This is a genomic window from Microbacterium sp. NPDC087592, from assembly GCF_044743585.1.
Taxonomy (GTDB): domain Bacteria; phylum Actinomycetota; class Actinomycetes; order Actinomycetales; family Microbacteriaceae; genus Microbacterium.
The window spans coordinates 88,637-105,965 of sequence record NZ_JBIUWT010000001.1 but is presented as its reverse complement, the minus strand read 5'-3'; the positions used below and the strand labels follow the sequence as shown (position 1 = coordinate 105,965).

The 17,329-nt window shown below is 68.9% G+C and carries 14 protein-coding genes and 1 riboswitch; of the genes, 8 read left to right on the top strand and 6 right to left on the bottom strand.

Going from position 1 to position 17,329, the window contains the following annotated elements; genetic code table 11:
- Positions 1-13 precede the first annotated feature (13 nt).
- From ACIOTO_RS00450 to ACIOTO_RS00425, 6 genes are read right to left on the bottom strand one after another with little or no spacing between them, the layout of a single operon-like run.
- Complete coding sequence (locus ACIOTO_RS00450) at positions 14-961, bottom strand: glycosyltransferase family 2 protein (RefSeq protein WP_400855841.1); 948 nt, start codon at positions 959-961, stop codon at positions 14-16.
- Positions 962-983: 22 nt separating this feature from the next.
- Positions 984-2,120 (bottom strand): cysteine desulfurase family protein, encoded by a 1,137-nt coding sequence (locus ACIOTO_RS00445; protein ID WP_400855839.1) that lies wholly within the window; start codon positions 2,118-2,120, stop codon positions 984-986.
- A gap of 5 nt (positions 2,121-2,125) precedes the next feature.
- Positions 2,126-2,977 (bottom strand): carboxylating nicotinate-nucleotide diphosphorylase, encoded by an 852-nt coding sequence (gene nadC / locus ACIOTO_RS00440; protein WP_400855838.1) that lies wholly within the window; start codon positions 2,975-2,977, stop codon positions 2,126-2,128.
- The gene (nadB, locus tag ACIOTO_RS00435) at positions 2,977-4,503 is read right to left on the bottom strand and encodes an L-aspartate oxidase (protein ID WP_400855837.1); all 1,527 of its coding nucleotides are present in this window, start codon (positions 4,501-4,503) and stop codon (positions 2,977-2,979) included. Before nadB ends, nadC begins: the two co-directional genes overlap by 1 nt.
- Positions 4,500-5,837 (bottom strand): quinolinate synthase NadA, encoded by a 1,338-nt coding sequence (nadA, locus tag ACIOTO_RS00430; protein WP_400855836.1) that lies wholly within the window; start codon positions 5,835-5,837, stop codon positions 4,500-4,502. Before nadA ends, nadB begins: the two co-directional genes overlap by 4 nt.
- Positions 5,834-6,550: an NrtR DNA-binding winged helix domain-containing protein gene (locus ACIOTO_RS00425; RefSeq protein WP_029262922.1), complete on the bottom strand. Its 717-nt coding sequence runs from the start codon at positions 6,548-6,550 to the stop codon at positions 5,834-5,836. Before ACIOTO_RS00425 ends, nadA begins: the two co-directional genes overlap by 4 nt.
- A gap of 271 nt (positions 6,551-6,821) precedes the next feature.
- Between ACIOTO_RS00425 and ACIOTO_RS00420 the strand changes: the two genes are divergently transcribed.
- The 8 genes from ACIOTO_RS00420 to gcvP all read left to right on the top strand — a co-directional run bounded on the left by ACIOTO_RS00420 (position 6,822) and on the right by gcvP (position 17,114).
- Positions 6,822-8,510 carry an ABC transporter substrate-binding protein gene (locus ACIOTO_RS00420; RefSeq protein WP_400855835.1) on the top strand — a complete coding sequence of 563 codons (1,689 nt, stop codon included), beginning with the start codon at positions 6,822-6,824 and terminating at the stop codon, positions 8,508-8,510.
- Positions 8,511-8,550: 40 nt separating this feature from the next.
- A complete protein-coding gene (locus tag ACIOTO_RS00415) occupies positions 8,551-9,546 on the top strand; it encodes an ABC transporter permease (RefSeq protein WP_091034174.1) in 996 nt (331 codons plus the stop codon).
- Positions 9,539-10,525, top strand: a complete 987-nt coding sequence (locus ACIOTO_RS00410; RefSeq protein ID WP_400855833.1) for an ABC transporter permease — start codon at positions 9,539-9,541, stop codon at positions 10,523-10,525. Before ACIOTO_RS00415 ends, ACIOTO_RS00410 begins: the two co-directional genes overlap by 8 nt.
- On the top strand, positions 10,522-11,373 hold the full coding sequence (locus ACIOTO_RS00405) for an ABC transporter ATP-binding protein (protein ID WP_400855831.1): 852 nt from the start codon (positions 10,522-10,524) through the stop codon (positions 11,371-11,373). Before ACIOTO_RS00410 ends, ACIOTO_RS00405 begins: the two co-directional genes overlap by 4 nt.
- A complete protein-coding gene (locus tag ACIOTO_RS00400; protein ID WP_400855830.1) occupies positions 11,370-12,239 on the top strand; it encodes an ABC transporter ATP-binding protein in 870 nt (289 codons plus the stop codon). Before ACIOTO_RS00405 ends, ACIOTO_RS00400 begins: the two co-directional genes overlap by 4 nt.
- Before the next feature lie 138 nt (positions 12,240-12,377).
- Positions 12,378-12,472: riboswitch (glycine riboswitch) on the top strand.
- A gap of 154 nt (positions 12,473-12,626) precedes the next feature.
- Positions 12,627-13,826 carry a glycine cleavage system aminomethyltransferase GcvT gene (locus tag ACIOTO_RS00395; protein ID WP_105709584.1) on the top strand — a complete coding sequence of 400 codons (1,200 nt, stop codon included), beginning with the start codon at positions 12,627-12,629 and terminating at the stop codon, positions 13,824-13,826.
- Positions 13,823-14,200, top strand: a complete 378-nt coding sequence (gene gcvH, locus ACIOTO_RS00390) for a glycine cleavage system protein GcvH (protein WP_105709585.1) — start codon at positions 13,823-13,825, stop codon at positions 14,198-14,200. The genes ACIOTO_RS00395 and gcvH overlap by 4 nt, the downstream gene beginning before the upstream one ends.
- 61 nt (positions 14,201-14,261) lie before the next feature.
- Positions 14,262-17,114, top strand: a complete 2,853-nt coding sequence (gene gcvP, locus ACIOTO_RS00385; RefSeq protein WP_400858063.1) for an aminomethyl-transferring glycine dehydrogenase — start codon at positions 14,262-14,264, stop codon at positions 17,112-17,114.
- Positions 17,115-17,329: the final 215 nt, after the last annotated feature.

The window sequence follows — 17,329 nt, the reverse complement described above, 5'->3', positions numbered from 1 at the left end:
CAGCTGTGCGGCGTCACCACGCGAGTGCGGCGGTGATGGTGGGATCGGGGGAGGCATCGGCGAACTCGGGGAGTGCCCGCAGCTCTGCGATGAAGGCGTCGACCTCGGCGGCGTATGCCGGGTCGGGGTGGCTGCTCGCGATGTCGAGCAGGGACGGCATGTCCATGGCGAGGATGAGCTCGAGCCGCGCGACGACCGAGCCTCGGGCACCCGCCTCGTGCAGCACACGGATGCCGCCGCGCAGCGCAGCGAGGTAGTCCTTCAGTACAGGCAGCTGGGCCTTGCCCTGCGTGATCGAGGTGCCGTCGGCACGCAGCCGCCACTGCACGACGACATCGGGGATCACATCGAAGGCCCGCGCCCGGGTGTACATGAGCTGGGCGACCACCTGGTCCTCGTACGCGACCCTCTCGGGGAAGCGGAGATCCTGCCAGAACTCGGTGCGGCTCACCTTGGACCAGGCGACGATGTTCGACACCGCCCGCGGGTGTGCCGCGAGTGCGGTGCCGAGGCGCTCCGGCGAGGTCGCCGCCGCCACCCAGGGCTGCACGCGCCCGGCGACATACGCTGCTCCCTGCGAGCGTGAGCGCACGTAGGCGCCCGCCACGAAGTCGCTCCCGGTCGCTTCGAGTGTGCCCGTCATCCGCGCGAGCGCGTGGGGCAGAAGCTCGTCGTCACCGTCGAGGAACCCGAGATAGGGCGTGTCCACGAGGTCGAGGCCGACGTTGCGCGCGGCGCCGAGGCCGCGGGATGCGGCGTGGTGGATGGCCGTGAACCGGTCGTCGGCGGCGGCCGCCGCGGCGAAGATCGCACCGGTGTCGTCGGTCGAACCGTCGTCGATGAGGATCGCGCGCCATCGCAACTCGGTCTGTGCACGCAGCGAGTCGAGTGCGGCGGGGGCGAAGGCGGCGATGTCGCGTCCGGGGACGATCACGGTCACGATCGGGGCGGCAGCGGTCACCAGCCGAGTCTATGGCTGTGCATCAGCCTCGCGCCGCGCGCACGGACTCCGCGACGAGCGCAGACAGCCGCTCGGGTGCGTCCTCGGCCAGCTCCTCCCGACCGAAGGTGAACCGGACGGATGTCTGGGCCACCTCGGCCGGAACACCGCACGCGAGGAGCACATGCGAAGGCTCATCGCTGCCGGCGGCGCATGCCGAGCCGCTGGAGGAGATGACCCCGCGACGCTCCAGCTCCAGCAGCACGGCCTCTCCACTGGTGCCGGCGAACGTGAAGCTCGCCGTCCCGGGCAGACGGCGCATGGGATCGCCGGTGAGGGCGGCCTCCGGGACGCTGCTCAGAACGAGGGAGAGGAACCGTGCAGTGGCCGAACCGACCCGCGCCGTCACGGTCGCCCGTTCGTGCTCCGCGAGCTCCAGTGCGGTCGCGAGTGCCACGGCTCCGGCGACGTTCTCGGTTCCCGAGCGTCGCCCGCGTTCCTGACCGCCGCCGTGCAGCAACGGCTCGATCGGCACACGTCCGCGCACGGCCAGTGCGCCGATCCCCTTGGGGGCACCGAGCTTGTGCCCGGCGATCGACACGGCGTCCGCGCCGAGCTCGTCAAGGGGAAGCCACCCGGCCGACTGCACGGCGTCGAGGTGCAGGGGCACGCGGGCGGCGCGGGTGGCGGCCGACAGCGCCGCTGCATCCTGCACCGTGCCGATCTCGTTGTTCGCGTGTCCCACCGAGACCAGCGCGGTGTCAGGGCGGATCGCCGCGGCGACGGCATCCGCAGAGATCCGCCCGCAGGCGTCCACCGGCAGCGGGGTCACGTCGACGGAGTGGAAGCGTCTCAGGTACGCGGCCGACTCCAGGATCGATTCGTGCTCGATGGGGGAGACCACGAGGTGTCGTCGCCCTGCCTCGAGCGCCGCGAGCGCGATGCCCTTGACCGCGAGGTTGTTCGCCTCGGTGCCGCCTGCGGTGAACACGACGTCGCCGACACGCATCCCCAGGACACGTGCGACCCGCGCACGGGCGTCGTCGAGGGCGCTCGCCGCAGCCTCTCCTGCGGTGTGGTGGCTGGACGGGTTGCCGAATACGCCCGTTAGGTACGGGCGCATCGCCTCCAGCACCTCCGGTCGCACCGGGGACGTCGCGGCATGGTCGAGATAGAGCACGATGCTCAGTCGATCCGCAGGTCCAGGCCGAGGTCGAGAGCGCGCGCGGAGTGCGTCAGCGCCCCCACCGAGATCACGTCGACGCCGGTGCGTGCGATGTCACCTACGGTGTCGAGGTTCACTCCTCCCGACGCTTCGACCGTGGCCCGGTCGCCGATCAGGGCGACACCTTCGCGCAGATCGTCGAGCGAGAAGTTGTCCAGCAGCACGGTGTGGGCACCACCGTCGAGGACGGCAGGGATCTGGTCGAGGCGGTCGACCTCGACGACGACGTGCGTGGTGTGCGGCAGACGGGACAGAGCGTCGCGCAGCGCCGAGGCGAGGTCGAGGCCGGAACGGGTGAGCACGGCGAGATGGTTGTCCTTGGCCATCACGGCATCGGACAGCGAGTACCGGTGGTTGCGGCCGCCGCCGGATTCGACGGCGTGCCGCTCGAACGCACGCAGGCCCGGAGTCGTCTTGCGCGTGTCGGCGATGCGCGCGCGGGTGCCGTCGACAGCCGCGACGTAGGACGCGGTGAGCGTCGCGATGCCGCTCATCCGCTGGGTGAAATTCAACGCGACGCGCTCTGCGGTGAGGATGCCGCGCGCCGACCCGGAGACCGACGCGAGGACGTCGCCTGCGGTGAAGTCGTCGCCGTCGCCGACGTGCAGATCGACGACCAGGGTCGGATCGGTGAGGGCGAACGCGGCAGTGAAGACCTCACCGCCGCTGAACACCCCTGCCTCGCGCGCGACGAGATCGGCGGTGGCTGTCGCCTCGACGGGAAGCAGCGTCGTGCTGGTGAGGTCGCCCCACGGCGCATCCTCCTCGAGGGCTGCGCCGACGACGCGGGTCAGAGTGGAGCGGGTGAGCATCAGACGGTCTCCAGGATCGATGAGCGGGTGCGGGACGGCGCGGCGTCAGCGGGCGCAGCGGCATCGATTCGGTAATGGGCGCCGATGGAACCGGTGCGCTCCAGCGCGGCGGAGGCGGTGGCTTCAGCGAGGAGCAGCAGGTTCGCGTCCTCGTGCTCGGCGGTCGTGGTCGGCCGCGACGAAGATGCAGTCCAGGCGCGCACGATGGCCAGTGCATGTGCGAGGCCGTCGTGGGTGCGGAGCAGCCCGACCTCATCCCACATCAGCTGCTGCAGCGCGGCGCGGCTGAATTCCGGCGTATCCGATCCGCGGTCCTCCATCGGCGGCCGGACAGCGGCAGGGGGTGCGGGCACCGGCACGAGACGCCAGGGCCTCGCCAGGGCAGCAGCGGCCCTCGCGCCGAAGACGGCGCCCTCGAGCAGGGAGTTGGACGCCAGACGGTTCGCCCCGTGCACGCCGGTGCGGGCGACCTCGCCGACGGCGAAGAGTCCCGGGAGCGTCGTGCGGCCGTCGAGATCGGTGACGACACCGCCCATCAGGTAGTGCGCGGCGGGGGTCACCGGGATCGGCTCGCGCGACCAGTCGAATCCACGCTCCCTCGTCACCCGATCGATGGTCGGGAAGCGCGCGGCGAGGGTCTCGGCCCCGAGCATCGTGGCGTCCAAGCGCACCGGCCGCCCCTGCGCGGACGCCTGCCGTGCGATGGCCCGGGAGACCACATCGCGAGGGGCCAGCTCGCCATCGGGATGGCTGTCGAAGGTGAAGCGTCGGCCGGCGTCGTCGAGCAGGGTCGCACCTTCCCCGCGCACGGCCTCCGAGATGAGGAACGCCGGACCCGACGCCAGGATCGTCGGATGGAACTGCACGAACTCCAGGTCGGCGACAGCCGCTCCCGCGCGCAGGGCCACGGCGACGCCGTCGCCGGTGGCGCCGGTCGGGTTGGTCGTGTGCGCGTAGAGGCGGCCCGCGCCACCCGTCGCGAGGATCACGGCGTCGGCGCGGAACCCGGTGGCAACCCCGTCATGCAGCACGCGGATGCCGCACACGGCGCCCTCGACCACGACCAACTCGGTGAGCAGAGCGTGCTCGACCGCGGTGATCGGTGTGCGCCGCACGGCAGCGATCAGCGCCGAGGAGATCGCCGCGCCCGTGGCATCCCCGCCGGCGTGCACGATACGCGCATGCCGGTGGGCCGCCTCGCGTCCGAGCTGCAACGCGCCCTCGGCCGTCCGATCGAACCCGACGCCGCGGGCGATCAGCTCCGCGATCCGCTCGGCGCCCTCGGCCACCAGCAGGTCGACAGCCGCGGGATCCGAGAGCCCGGCACCGGCGTCGATCGTGTCGGCGGCATGCTGCTGCGCCGAGTCGTCGGGCCCGTAGATGCCCGCGACGCCTCCCTGGGCGAGGCCGGTCGACCCGTCCCCGAGCGCTCCCTTGGTGACGAGCGTCACCGCGTATCCGGCCTCGTGCGCGTGGAGTGCCGCCGTGAGACCGGCGATGCCCGAGCCGACGACCAGGACGTTCATCGTGTGCTCGCACTCACCGGGGGCTTCGCAGCGAGCATCCGCTCCAGCGCCACTCGGGCGGGCTCGGCGACGTCGCCGGTGACCGTGATCCTGTTCGGCGTGCGACCGGCGACGAGTTCCTCCAGCACCCAGGCCAGGTAGCCGGGGTGGATGCGGTACATCGTCGAGCATGGGCAGACGACCGGGTCCAGACAGAAGATCTCGTGCTGCGGGTACTGCGCCGCGAGCCGGCGCACGAGGTTGATCTCGGTTCCGATGGCGAACGTCGTGGGCTCGGTCGCGGAGTCGATCGCGCGACGGATGTACTCGGTCGAGCCGGCCTCGTCCGCCGCGTCGACCACCTCCATCGGGCATTCCGGGTGCACGATCACCCGCACGCCGGGGTGGTCGGCGCGGGCCTGCTCGATCTGCCCGACGGTGAAGCGCCGGTGCACGGAGCAGAAGCCGTGCCACAGGATCACCCGGGAATCGACGAGCTCAGCGGCCGAGGAGCCGCCGAGCGCTCGCCGCGGGTTCCACATCGGCATCTGCTCGAGTGGCACGCCCATCGCCTTGGCGGTGTTGCGCCCCAGGTGCTGGTCGGGGAAGAACAGCACCCGCCGGCCGCGCTCGAAGGCCCACTCGAGCACGGTCTGGGCGTTGGACGAAGTGCACACGATCCCGCCGTGCCGTCCGACGAAGCCCTTGATCGCCGCCGAGGAGTTCATGTACGTCACGGGGATCACCGGCACGCGGCCGTCCGCGTCGGGGGTGTCGAGATCGCCGAAGACGTCTGCCAGCTGCTCCCAGCACTCCTCGACCTGGTCGATGTCGGCCATGTCGGCCATCGAGCATCCGGCGGCGAGGTTCGGCAGGATCACGGCCTGCTCGGGCTGCGAGAGCAGATCCGCGGTCTCGGCCATGAAGTGCACGCCGCAGAACACGATCGCCTCGGCGTCTGCTCTGCCTTTGGCTGCCGTGGCGAGTTGGAAGGAGTCGCCGACGTAGTCCGCGTGCCGCACGACCTCTTCGCGCTGGTAGAAGTGGCCCAGGATCACGACCCGATCGCCGAGAGTGGCCTTCGCCGCGCGGATGCGTGCGTCGAGTTCGTCCTCCGACGCCTCCCGATATGCGACGGGGAGTTCACCTTGCCGTGGGGATCCCGTGGGGATCACGTCACCCATCGAGGAGCCGGGTCCGTATCCGGGTCGGGAGTCGAAGTCCCACGGCCCCGCGGCCAGATCGGTGGCGCAGGTCGGGTCGGTGGATGTGCCGGCGACGATCGCCTGGATGGCGTGGTCCACAGAGGCGTCCAGCGGCGGAACGGCGGGCGCGGGGACGAAGGTGATGCTCATCGGGTGCTCGTTTCTTCGGGACCGAGGGGGCCGCGGTCGGCCAGCTCGACATCGGTGTTGTCGCGGTACAGACGTGCAGGACGGTGGCTCCCGGTGCGGAAGCGGTCGGTGGGGAGCAGGTTGCCCGCGGATTCCACCTGACGACGGAAGTTGGCGGGATCGAGGCTCTTCCCGAGGATCGATTCGTACGCCTCGCGCAGCTCCGCCAGCGTGAACTCGGCGGGCAGGAAGCCTTGTGCGACCCGGCTGTAGCCGACCTTGTTGCGCAGGCGCCAGAGGGCGTATTCGACGATCTTGGCGTGGTCGAAGGCCAGTTGCGGCAACTGATCGATGTCGAACCACCGGACGTTCTCGGGGGCATGACCGGATGCCCGGTGGGCCGAGATCTGCGCGGTCACGTCGTCTTGACGCAGCAGCGCCCAGTACACGATCGAGACGACTCGGGTGGGGGAGCGGTCGACAGCGCCGAAGGCGTAGAGCTGCTCCAGGTAACTGGGGGCGAGACCCGTCGTCTCGGCAAGGGTGCGAGCTGCGGCGTCGACGGGCGACTCGGTCGCGGTGAGCCAGCCACCGGGAAGCGCCCACTGGTCGGCGAAGGGCTCGCGGGTGCGCAGGACGAGGGGCAGCGCGAGGACCGCGCGTCCGTCGTCGGTGCGCCGCAGCGTCAGGATGACCGTCGAGACGGCCACCCGGATGTCCCTGCTTTGAGTCATAGACACCTTAACCTCCGGATTCGATCTTAGTGTCATCGAGACCCTTAGTGCGCGCACATGACGCCTTCTCGCGTCGAGGCCGAAACGTTATCTGGCGCGTTCCAGGAGGGTTGTTCGCCGCCACAGGGTTTGTTAGGTTACTGTCCTAACAAACCCCCTCCGGGAAGAGGCCGATCGGCCACCTCCCCGGGACCACGAACCCCACAGTCGGGGTTCCGCTCCATCCGGAGCGATCCCTCCTGCAGTGCAGCACCGAGAGGAAACAAGAGAAATGATCCGAAACGGAAAGCGCAGAATCGCGCTCACCGCGATCGCCGGAGCATCCGTCCTCGCCATGGGCCTCACCGCCTGCGGCACCGGCGGCGGCGACGACGGCAATGCCGACAGCGACCGCGCCCTTCGCGTCTGGGCCGGCAGCCAGACGCCGATCGCCGCGAACTACAACCCGTTCGCGCCCACCGTGCTCCACGGCGCGCTCGGCCCCATCTACGAGCCGCTGTTCTTCTACAACAAGACCGCCGACACCGAGCCCGTCGGCCTGATCGGCGACACCTTCGAGTACAACGAGGACGGCACGGTGATCACGATCGCCATCAAGCCCGACCTCAAGTGGAGCGACGGGGAGCCCCTCACCGCGAAGGACGTCGCGTTCTCGTTCAAGTACGAGGCGAACAATCCCGAGGGCAACGGTCTGGTCTCCGCCGAGGCCACCGACGACACCACCGTCGTGCTGACGTACTCGTCCGCGCAGTACACGACGGAGTTCCAGCGCCTCGGCTCGACCTACATCCTCCCCGAGCACATCTGGGCGGACGTCAAGGACTTCGCGAACTTCACCAACGAGGAGCCCGTCGGCTCGGGCGCATACGTCGTCGAGAAGACGACCAGCGAGTCGTACACCATCGTCGCGAACGAGAACTTCCGCGACGCCGACAAGCTCGGCGTCAAGAAGGTCCAGTACATCGCGGTCGACAACAACCAGACCGCGCAGGACCTGCTCGCCGCCGGCGAGCTCGACTGGACCGGCATGTTCATCCCCAACCCCGACGATGTGACGGGCAACGGGAAGATCGACTGGATCAACACCCCTCAGGACCCGACCGTCCTGTACACCTGCTCGAACGCCGAGCTCGGCTGCACCGGCCCGCAGACCGACGTCGCCGTGCGTCAGGCGCTCAACCTGGCGATCGACCGCGCCACCATTAAGGACAAGGCGTTCGTCGGGCTCACCGGTGACATCTCGCCGACGTACGCCCTGCTGCCCCGCGACGAGAAGTGGGTCGCGGACCCCGCCAACGAGGTCAGCCCGCAGGAGGCGAACGTCGCCGAGGCGGACGCGATCCTCGAGGCCGCCGGTTACACGAAGGACGGCGACTTCTATGCGAAGGGCGGCGTGCCGCTCGAGCTCACCCTCACCTCGGTCGACGGCTGGACGGACTACAACGACGCCGCGAAGCTGATCGCCGAGCAGGCGGCCGCGGCCGGCATCAAGATCAACGTCTCGACCGTGCAGTGGCAGGAGTTCTCCGACTCCCGACAGGGTGGAGAGTTCCAGCTCATCGTCGGCGGCATGATCGGCACGTCGGTGGCAGACCCGTTCCAGATCTACCGTGACTGGTTCGGCGGCACCGCGGTGCAGTCGACCAGCCCGGTCGGCACCGAGGTCCCGGCGGGTCGCTGGAACTTCAGCCGGTACAACAACCCGACGGTCGACGCTGCGGTGCAGGCCGCGATCAGCACCGATGACGAGGCGGAGAAGAAGGAGCTGTACGGCACGATCCAGACCGAGATCGTCCGCGACCTGCCCTACATCCCGCTGGTGATCAACGCGACCCAGACGTTCTACAACACGAAGGACTTCACGGGTTGGCCGACGGAGGAGGACCTCTACGCCTTCCCGCCGTCCTGGGGTGCGATCGCGGCAGGCTACGTCCTGACGCAGCTGCAGCCGGCCAAGTAGTCGAAAGGAGACGGGAAGCAGGAAGTCAGGAAAGAGTGACATGAAGTTCTATGCACGAAGAATCGGGTTCTACGCGTTCACGCTGTGGGCCGCGATCTCTCTCAACTTCCTGCTTCCCCGTCTCATGCCGGGGAACCCCGCCGACATCATGATCGCCAAGATGCAGCGGGCGGGCGGCGAGATCTCGGAGACGACGATCCGCAACATCAAGCTCCTGCTCGGTGGCGACGACTCCTCGCTCTGGGACCAGTACCTGGCGTACTGGGGCCGCATGTTCCGCGGCGACCTCGGGATCTCGGTCACGAAGTACCCGACCCCGGTGACCGAGCTCATCGCCGGGGCCCTGCCGTGGACACTCGTCCTGGTCGGCACGGCGACCGTCATCTCGTTCGTCCTCGGCGTCGCACTCGGTGCCTGGGCCGGATGGAAGCGGGGCACCTGGGTCGACCACGTGATCCCCGCGACCACCGTGCTGCAGTCCATCCCGTACTTCTGGCTGGCGCTGATCCTGGTGTCGGTGTTCGCGGTCGGACTCGGCTGGTTCCCGATCTTCGGGGGTTACGACGTGTTCGACTTCCCGGACGGGCCGGAGCCCACCTGGGCGTTCTTCTCCGACGCGTTCGCGCACTCGCTGCTTCCGGCGATCACGATCGTGATCAGCTCCGTGGGCGGCTGGCTGTTCGGCATGCGCAACATGATGGTCGCCACCCTCGCCGAGGACTACGTCCTCACCGCCGAGGCCAAGGGCCTCCGGCACCGCCGCATCATGACGACGTACGCCGCGAGGAACGCTGCGATCCCGTCGATCGCCGGATTCTCGATCACGCTCGGCTTCGTCGTGTCCGGCTCCATCGTCATGGAGCAGGTGTTCACGTATCCGGGCATCGGCAAGCTGATGTTCCAGGCCGTCACGAACAACGACTATGCACTGATGCAGGGCCTGTTCCTGGTGATCACCATCACGGTGCTCGCCGCCAACTTCTTCATGGACCTCGTCTATGGCTTCATCGACCCGAGGGCGCGCCAGAATGTCTGATCCGCAGAACACCGCCGGTCTCCTGACCGTGGAGGACGCGCCCATGACGGCGCCGGCCAGCACCGTCTCGCTCGCGACACAGCGGGGAGGCCGCAAGCGGCGCATCCTGCCGAGCACATCGCCGAAGTTCATCGTCGGCTCGCTCCTCGTGCTCGCGATCGTGTTGTTCGCGATCATCGCGCCGTTCTTCACGCAGAATCCGCGCAGCACGGCGAACCCTGCACTCCAGCCGCCGTCGGCGGAGCACTGGTTGGGCACCACGAAGCTCGGCAACGACATGTTCGCCCAGCTCGCGATCGGTGCGCAGGGATCGCTCATGGTCGGGTTGATCGCCAGCGTGATCGCGATCGTGCTGTCGCTCGTCTTCGGTGTCCTCGCCGGATACCTCGGCGGCTGGCGTGAAGACGGACTCGCCCTCATCACCAACGTGATGATCGTCATCCCCGCCTTGCCGCTGGTCATGGTGATCGCCTCCTTCGTGCCGCAGCGCACCTGGCAGCTGGTCGCGATCTTCCTCGGCATCACCTCCTGGGCCGGCGCCGCCTACGTCCTGCGCCTGCAGACCCGTTCCCTCCGCACCCGCGACTACGTCTACGCCTCGAAGGTGGCCGGCGAGCGATCGCTGCGTGTGATCCTGGTCGAGATCATGCCGAACCTCCTGCCGCTGCTCACCGCGCAGTTCCTCTTCGCTCTGATCTTCGCGATCCTCGGCGAGGCCGGGCTGTCGTACCTGGGGCTCGGACCGACGGACTCGATCACCTGGGGAACCATCCTCAACGACGCGCAGTCCGGCCAGGCGCTCGGCCGCGGAGCGTGGTGGTGGTTCGTCCCGCCGGGCATCATGATCGCCATCCTCGGCGCCGGCCTCGCACTGATCAACTTCGCGATCGACGAGGTCATCAACCCGAAGCTGCGCAACGCGCCCGACGCCGCGCGCCGTGTGCGCAAGGCCGCGAAGACCAAGGGGGTCACCGCATGAGCCAGCCGGTGCTGACGGCGCGGAACGTGTCGATCGAGTACGAGGTCGACCCGCCGGTGAAAGCCGTGCGCGATGTGTCGCTGACGCTGAACCGCGGCGAGATCCTGGGTCTCGCGGGAGAGTCCGGCTGCGGCAAGACGACCCTGGCCTATGGGATGAACCGCCTCCTCAAGGCGCCGGCGCTGATGACGGCGGGGGAGATCGTCTTCCATGACCGCGACGGTCATGACATCGACATCGTGGGTCTCGACGGCGAGGGCCTCCGGGCTTTCCGGTGGGACAAGATCTCGATGGTCTTCCAGGGGGCGATGAACTCGCTCAACCCGGTGATCTCGGTCAAGGCGCAGATCTTCGACATCTTCGACACGCACCGCCCTGGCATGAGCAAGAAGGCGAAGACCGCACGGGCGGAAGAGCTGCTCACCCTGGTCGGCGTCGACCCGAACCGCCTGACGAGCTTCCCGCACGAACTCTCGGGCGGCATGCGGCAGCGGATGATGATCGCGATGGCCCTCGCCCTCGATCCGCAGGTGATGATCATGGACGAGCCGACGACCGCGCTCGACGTGGTCGTGCAGCGCGGGATCATCCGCGAGATCATGCGGCTGCGCGAGAAGCTCGGGTTCGCGGTGATCTTCATCACCCACGACCTGCCGATGCTGATCGAGATCAGCGACCGGATCGCGATCATGCTGCAGGGACAGATCGTCGAGGAGGGCACGGCGGAGGAGATCTACCGGACCCCGCAGCACGAGTACACGAAACGGCTGCTGTCGAGCTTCCCGTCGCTCAAGGGCGAACGCGGCGACTTCGTCCGCACCGGTGTCAGCCAGGAGGGCGTCCGATGAGCGCGAACACGACCGCACCCACCGCGGCGCAGCCGGCGCGGCTGGAGGCCCGGAACCTGGTGAAGGACTTCCCCCTGCGCTCCGGTTTCAAGACGAACATCCTGCACGCGGTGAAAGACGTGTCCTTCACGATCGAGGCGGGTAAGACGGTCGCGCTGGTCGGCGAATCGGGGTCGGGGAAGTCGACGATCGCGCGGATGCTCATGAAGCTGGAGACCCCCACCAGCGGGGAGATCCTGTTGGACGGGAAACCGTCCGGAACCCGCGGCCGGGCGCTGGAACGCTACCGCGCCGACGTGCAGATGGTGTTCCAGGACCCGTTCGCGTCGTTGAACCCTTTCCACACGATCGTGCATCACCTGGAGCGGCCGATCCGCCTGCACCACCCGGAGCTGTCTCGTGGCGAGGTGCGGGAGCGGGCCGTGGAGCTGCTGGAGCGCGTGCGACTGACCCCGGGGGAGAGCTACGCCGATCGCCGCCCGCACGAGCTGTCCGGCGGGCAGCGTCAGCGTGTCGCGATCGCGCGGGCCCTGGCCCCCGGGGCGCGGTTCATCGTCGCGGACGAGCCGGTGTCGATGCTGGACGTGTCGATCCGTCTCGGGGTGCTGAACCTCCTCGCAGACCTGCAGCGCGAGGAGAACCTCGGCGTCCTCTACATCACGCACGACCTGGCCACCGCCCGACACTTCTCGGACGAGATCATGGTGCTCTACAAGGGCGACGTCGTGGAGCGCGGGCCTGCGGACGAGGTCATCCTCAACCCGCAGCACGAGTACACCAAGACGCTCCTGGGTGCCGCTCCCGAGCCCGACAACCTCGGACGCCTCCGCGACGAGGTGCGCGCCGAGCTCGGTATCGCGCACTGACAGCCTCGCTTCGAATCACGTGAATGGTCCCTACGGTGCCCCGAATGGGACCATTTGCGCGATTCGAACGCGCGTCACGGGAGCCCGGTGCCAGGGGCCGGACCGGGTAGACTGATCCCACAACTGAAGACAGGCCGAATGAACCACGCGGGAGAGCCCCGGCGAACGCAGCCGGGCACCGAAGGAGCAAGCCTCCCCGCCAATCTCTCAGGTACGCGTACCGCGCGGTTCCGGCCACTCTGAAAAGCGATCCCGCGAGACTGCGGATCCGCCGACGGTGAAAACCCCGCCTCCGTGCACGGGTGAAGCTCTCAGGCCTATGACAGAGGGGGAGTTCCGAGGAGCGGCGATGCCGCCGTTCCGCCCGTCACAGCCCGGGAGAACTCCATGTCCGACCCCCGCTACACCCCGCTGCGTGAACGCCACGAGGCGCTCGGCGCGTCGTTCACCGATTTCGGCGGCTGGCAGATGCCCGTGCGCTACACCTCCGACCTCGCCGAGCACCACGCCGTGCGACAGGCCGCCGGTATCTTCGACATCTCGCACATGGCGGAGTTCCTCGTCACGGGCGAGAAGGCGGCCGAGTTCCTCGATTTCGCGCTCGCCGGACGCATCTCCGCGATGCCGGTGGGCAAGGCGAAGTACTCGCTGATGCTGGCCGCGAACGGCGGCATCGTCGACGACGTGATCGCCTACCGGCTTGCCGACGACCGCTACCTCGTGATCGCGAACGCCGGCAACCGGGGCTTCGTGGACTCCGCGTTCGCGAAACGCGTCCGCGACTTCCCCTCGCTCCTCGAGCGTGAGCAGCCGCCGCTCACGCCGGGGGAGGACCGCAGCTTCGCCGGTTTCCTCGGTGACCGCGGCGTCGATGTGGAGGATGTGTCGGACTCCTACGCGCTGCTCGCGGTTCAGGGGCCTGCCGCCGAGGCGATCCTCGCTGCGACCTCCGGCATCACTGAGCTGAGCAGTCCCTGGGCCGATCAGAAGTACTACGCGTGGGCCGACGCACGTTTCCTCGGAGAGCCCTTGCTCATCGCTCGCACGGGATACACGGGCGAAGACGGCTTCGAACTGCTCGTCTCTGCTGCTGACGCGCTCGCACTGTGGGACGCACTGGTCTCGGCAGGCGAACCGCACGGGCTCGTGCCCGCCGGTCTCGCGGCGCGCGACACCCTTCGCCTCGAGGCGGGCATGCCGTTGTACGGTCATGAGCTGACCCTCGAGACCCTGCCGTCCCAGGCCGGCCTCGGTCGCGTCGTCGTCATCGCCAAGGATGAGTTCGTCGGCAAGGAAGCGCTCGTCGCCGTCGAGCGGGCCGGCGCATCCGACGCCCCCGTGCTGGTCGGCCTCGTCGCCGAGGGCAAGCGCGCCGGCCGCGCCGGCTATGCCGTCGTCGACGGCGAAGGGGAGAAGCTCGGCGAGATCACCAGCGGAGCCCTCAGCCCTACTCTCGGCCATCCGATCGCGATGGCCTACGTGCACCCTTCTTCCGCCGAAGAGGGAACAGCAGTATTCCTTGATGTGCGGGGGACGAAGATCCCCGCGACCGTGACCGCCCTGCCTTTCTACCGGAGGACCAAATGACCGACCTCGCCGCCCTCAGCTACACCGAAGAGCACGAGTGGATCGCCGCTGACGGCGACACCGTGACCATCGGCATCACCGACTACGCCGCCGAGAAGCTGGGTGACGTCGTGTTCGTCGAACTCCCCGCCGTCGGCACCGAGGTCACCGCCGGCTCCGTCGTGGGAGAGATCGAATCCACGAAGTCGGTGGGCGAGCTCTACGCGCCGGTCACCGGCACCGTCGTCGAGATCAACGACGCGGCCGTCGACGATCCGTCGCTCGTCAACGCGGCACCGTTCGAGGGTGGCTGGCTGCTCAAGGTCACCGTCTCCGCCGGTGCGCTCGACGGTCTGCTGGACCGCGACGCCTACGTCGCGCTGACGGAGGGCTGATTCACCAGTGGTCACTTTCGCCGATCGTCACATCGGACCCACGGATGCCGCGCAGCGCACGATGCTCGCTGCCCTCGGCCTCGACACCGCCGGAGCGGACGACGCGCTGAGCCCGGTCGAGGCGCTGATGCGTCAGGCCGTGCCGGCGTCGATCTACACCGGACCGTCTCCCGAAACCGAGGGTGGGACGCCGACTCGCATCCCCGCGGCAGCGAGCGAGACCGAGGCGCTCGCAGAGCTGCGGACCCTCGCGTCCCGCAACACCGTGAACCGCCCGATGATCGGCCTCGGCTACTACGGGACCATCACGCCGCAGGTGATCCAGCGCAACGTGCTGGAGAATCCGTCCTGGTACACGGCGTACACGCCCTACCAACCGGAGATCTCGCAGGGTCGCCTCGAGGCGCTCATCAACTTCCAGACCATGGTCTCCGACCTCACCGGTCTCACCACGGCCAACGCCTCGATGCTGGACGAGTCCACGGCCGTCGTCGAGGGGATGCTGCTGGCGCGGCGCGCCTCCAAGTCGTCCTCGAACGTGTTCGCGGTCGACGACGACGCACTGCCGCAGACCAGGGCGATGCTCGCGACCCGCGCGGAAGCCCTCGGGATCGAGATCGTGTCCGTCGACTTCGCCGCGGGGGAGGAGCTGCCCGGTGATCTCTTCGGTGTCTTCGTCCAGTACCCGGGCGCATCGGGTCGGGTCTGGGATCCGTCCGCCGTGTTCGACGCCGCGCACCTCGCCGGCGGACTCGCCGTCGCAGCGGCTGATCTGCTCGCGCTCACACTGATCGCGTCGCCCGGGTCGCTGGGCGCGGATGTGGCCGTCGGCACGACGCAGCGCTTCGGAGTGCCGATGGGCTTCGGCGGGCCGCACGCCGGCTACATGGCCGTCCGCTCCGGCCTCGAGCGACAGCTCCCTGGCCGTCTCGTCGGGGTGTCGGTGGATGCCGACGGCAAGCCCGCGTACCGTCTCTCTCTGCAGACGCGCGAGCAGCACATCCGCCGTGAGAAGGCGACGTCGAACATCTGCACCGCCCAGGTGCTGCTGGCCGTGATGGCGGCGATGTACGCGGTCTATCACGGCCCCGACGGGCTCCGTGCGATCGCGTCGGAAGCAGCCACGAAGGCGGCGCTGCTCGGTACCTGGCTCGCCGAGGCGGGCGCCGAGGTCGTGCACGACGCGTTCTTCGACACGGTCACGGTGCGGGTGCCGGGGCGTGCGGCCGAGCACGCCGCGCAGGCGCGCGACGGATACGGCATCCTGCTCCGCGTCGCCGATGCCGACACGATCGGCATCTCGGTCGATGAGACCACCACGGTGACCGAGCTGCATCAGGTGGCGATGGTCTTCGGTGGCGCACAGGAGCGTGCGTTCGGCTTCCTGCAGCGTGGCAGCAACGCCCTGCCGTCGGACCTGGGGCGTCAGGACGAGTACCTCACGCACCCGGTGTTCCACGCACACCGCAGCGAGACCGCCATGATGCGGTATCTGAAGAGCCTCGCCGACCGCGACTACGCGCTCGACCGCGGCATGATCCCGCTGGGCTCCTGCACGATGAAGCTCAACGCGGCCACCGAGATGGCGGCGATCACGTGGCCCGAGTTCGCGGGCATCCACCCGTTCGCTCCGGCGGCCGATGTGCAGGGATACCTCGAGCTCATCGATCAGCTCGAGGGCTGGCTCGCCGAGGTCACCGGGTACGACGCGGTCTCGCTGCAGCCGAACGCGGGCTCGCAGGGTGAACTCGCGGGGCTGCTCGCGATCCGCGGCTACCACCACGCCAACGGCGACCAGCACCGCACGATCTGCCTGATCCCGTCTTCGGCGCACGGCACGAACGCGGCGTCGGCCGTCCTCGCCGGCATGAAGGTCGTGGTCGTCGCGACCGACGAGCTCGGCAACGTCGACCTCGAGGATCTGCGCGCGAAGGTCGCGCTGCACGCCGACGACCTCTCGGCCCTGATGATCACGTACCCCTCCACGCACGGCGTGTACGAGGAGCAGGTGGTCGACATCACGGCGGCCGTGCACGACGCCGGGGGGCAGGTCTACGTCGACGGCGCGAACCTCAACGCTCTGCTCGGCTACGCGCGCTTCGGCGACCTGGGGGGCGACGTCTCGCACCTCAACCTGCACAAGACGTTCGCCATCCCGCACGGCGGCGGCGGCCCCGGCATCGGTCCGGTGGCGGCGAAGGCCCACCTCGCGCCGTTCCTGCCCTCGCACCCGCTCGCCCAGAGCGCGGAGCACTTCGGCGGGTACACGTTCGAGGGCGGTGTGATCTCCGCAGCGCCCTACGGCTCTGCCGGGATCCTGCCGATCTCGTGGGCGTATGTGCGGATGATGGGCGCCGACGGGCTGCGTCGCGCCACCGCGGCGGCCGTTCTCTCCGCGAACTACATGGCGGAGCGGCTCGGCGCGCACTTCCCGGTGCTCTACACGGGCGAGAACGGGCGGGTGGCTCACGAGTGCATCCTCGATCTGCGTCCGCTCAAGGAGGCCACCGGCATCACGGTCGACGACGTCGCCAAGCGCCTCATCGACTACGGCTTCCACGCGCCGACCATGTCGTTCCCGGTCGCGGGCACGTTGATGGTCGAGCCGACCGAGTCGGAGGACCTCGACGAGATCGAGCGCTTCATCGAGGCCATGGTCATGATCAAGGCCGAGGCGGAGGGGGTCGCCGCCGGTCGCTGGCCGGCCGACGACAACCCGCTCGTGCACGCGCCGCACACCGCGGTCTCGCTCATCGCGGGGGAGTGGAACCACGCGTACTCGCGGGAAGAGGCGGCATACCCCGTGCGCGCCCTCGTCGCAGGCAAGTACTGGCCGCCGGTGCGCCGCATCGACCAGGCGTACGGCGACCGCAACCTCGTCTGCGCCTGCCCGCCGGTGGAGGCTTTCGCCTGAGTCGGATGCTCATGTGAGCACACGGTGCTGCACCCCTGTTGTGGGTGCGGCACCGTCTCTCTTTTCCCGGTGTTTCGGCCTTGTTACGTATGGTCACCACTCAGTAACAGTTCGTTAGCTGAGGGCGGGGGCGACGCGGGTGCGGGTTACGCTCAGGTATCCCTGCCTGCTCGATGGTGAGCGCGCAGAATCCCCGTGTCCACAGGAGGACAAAA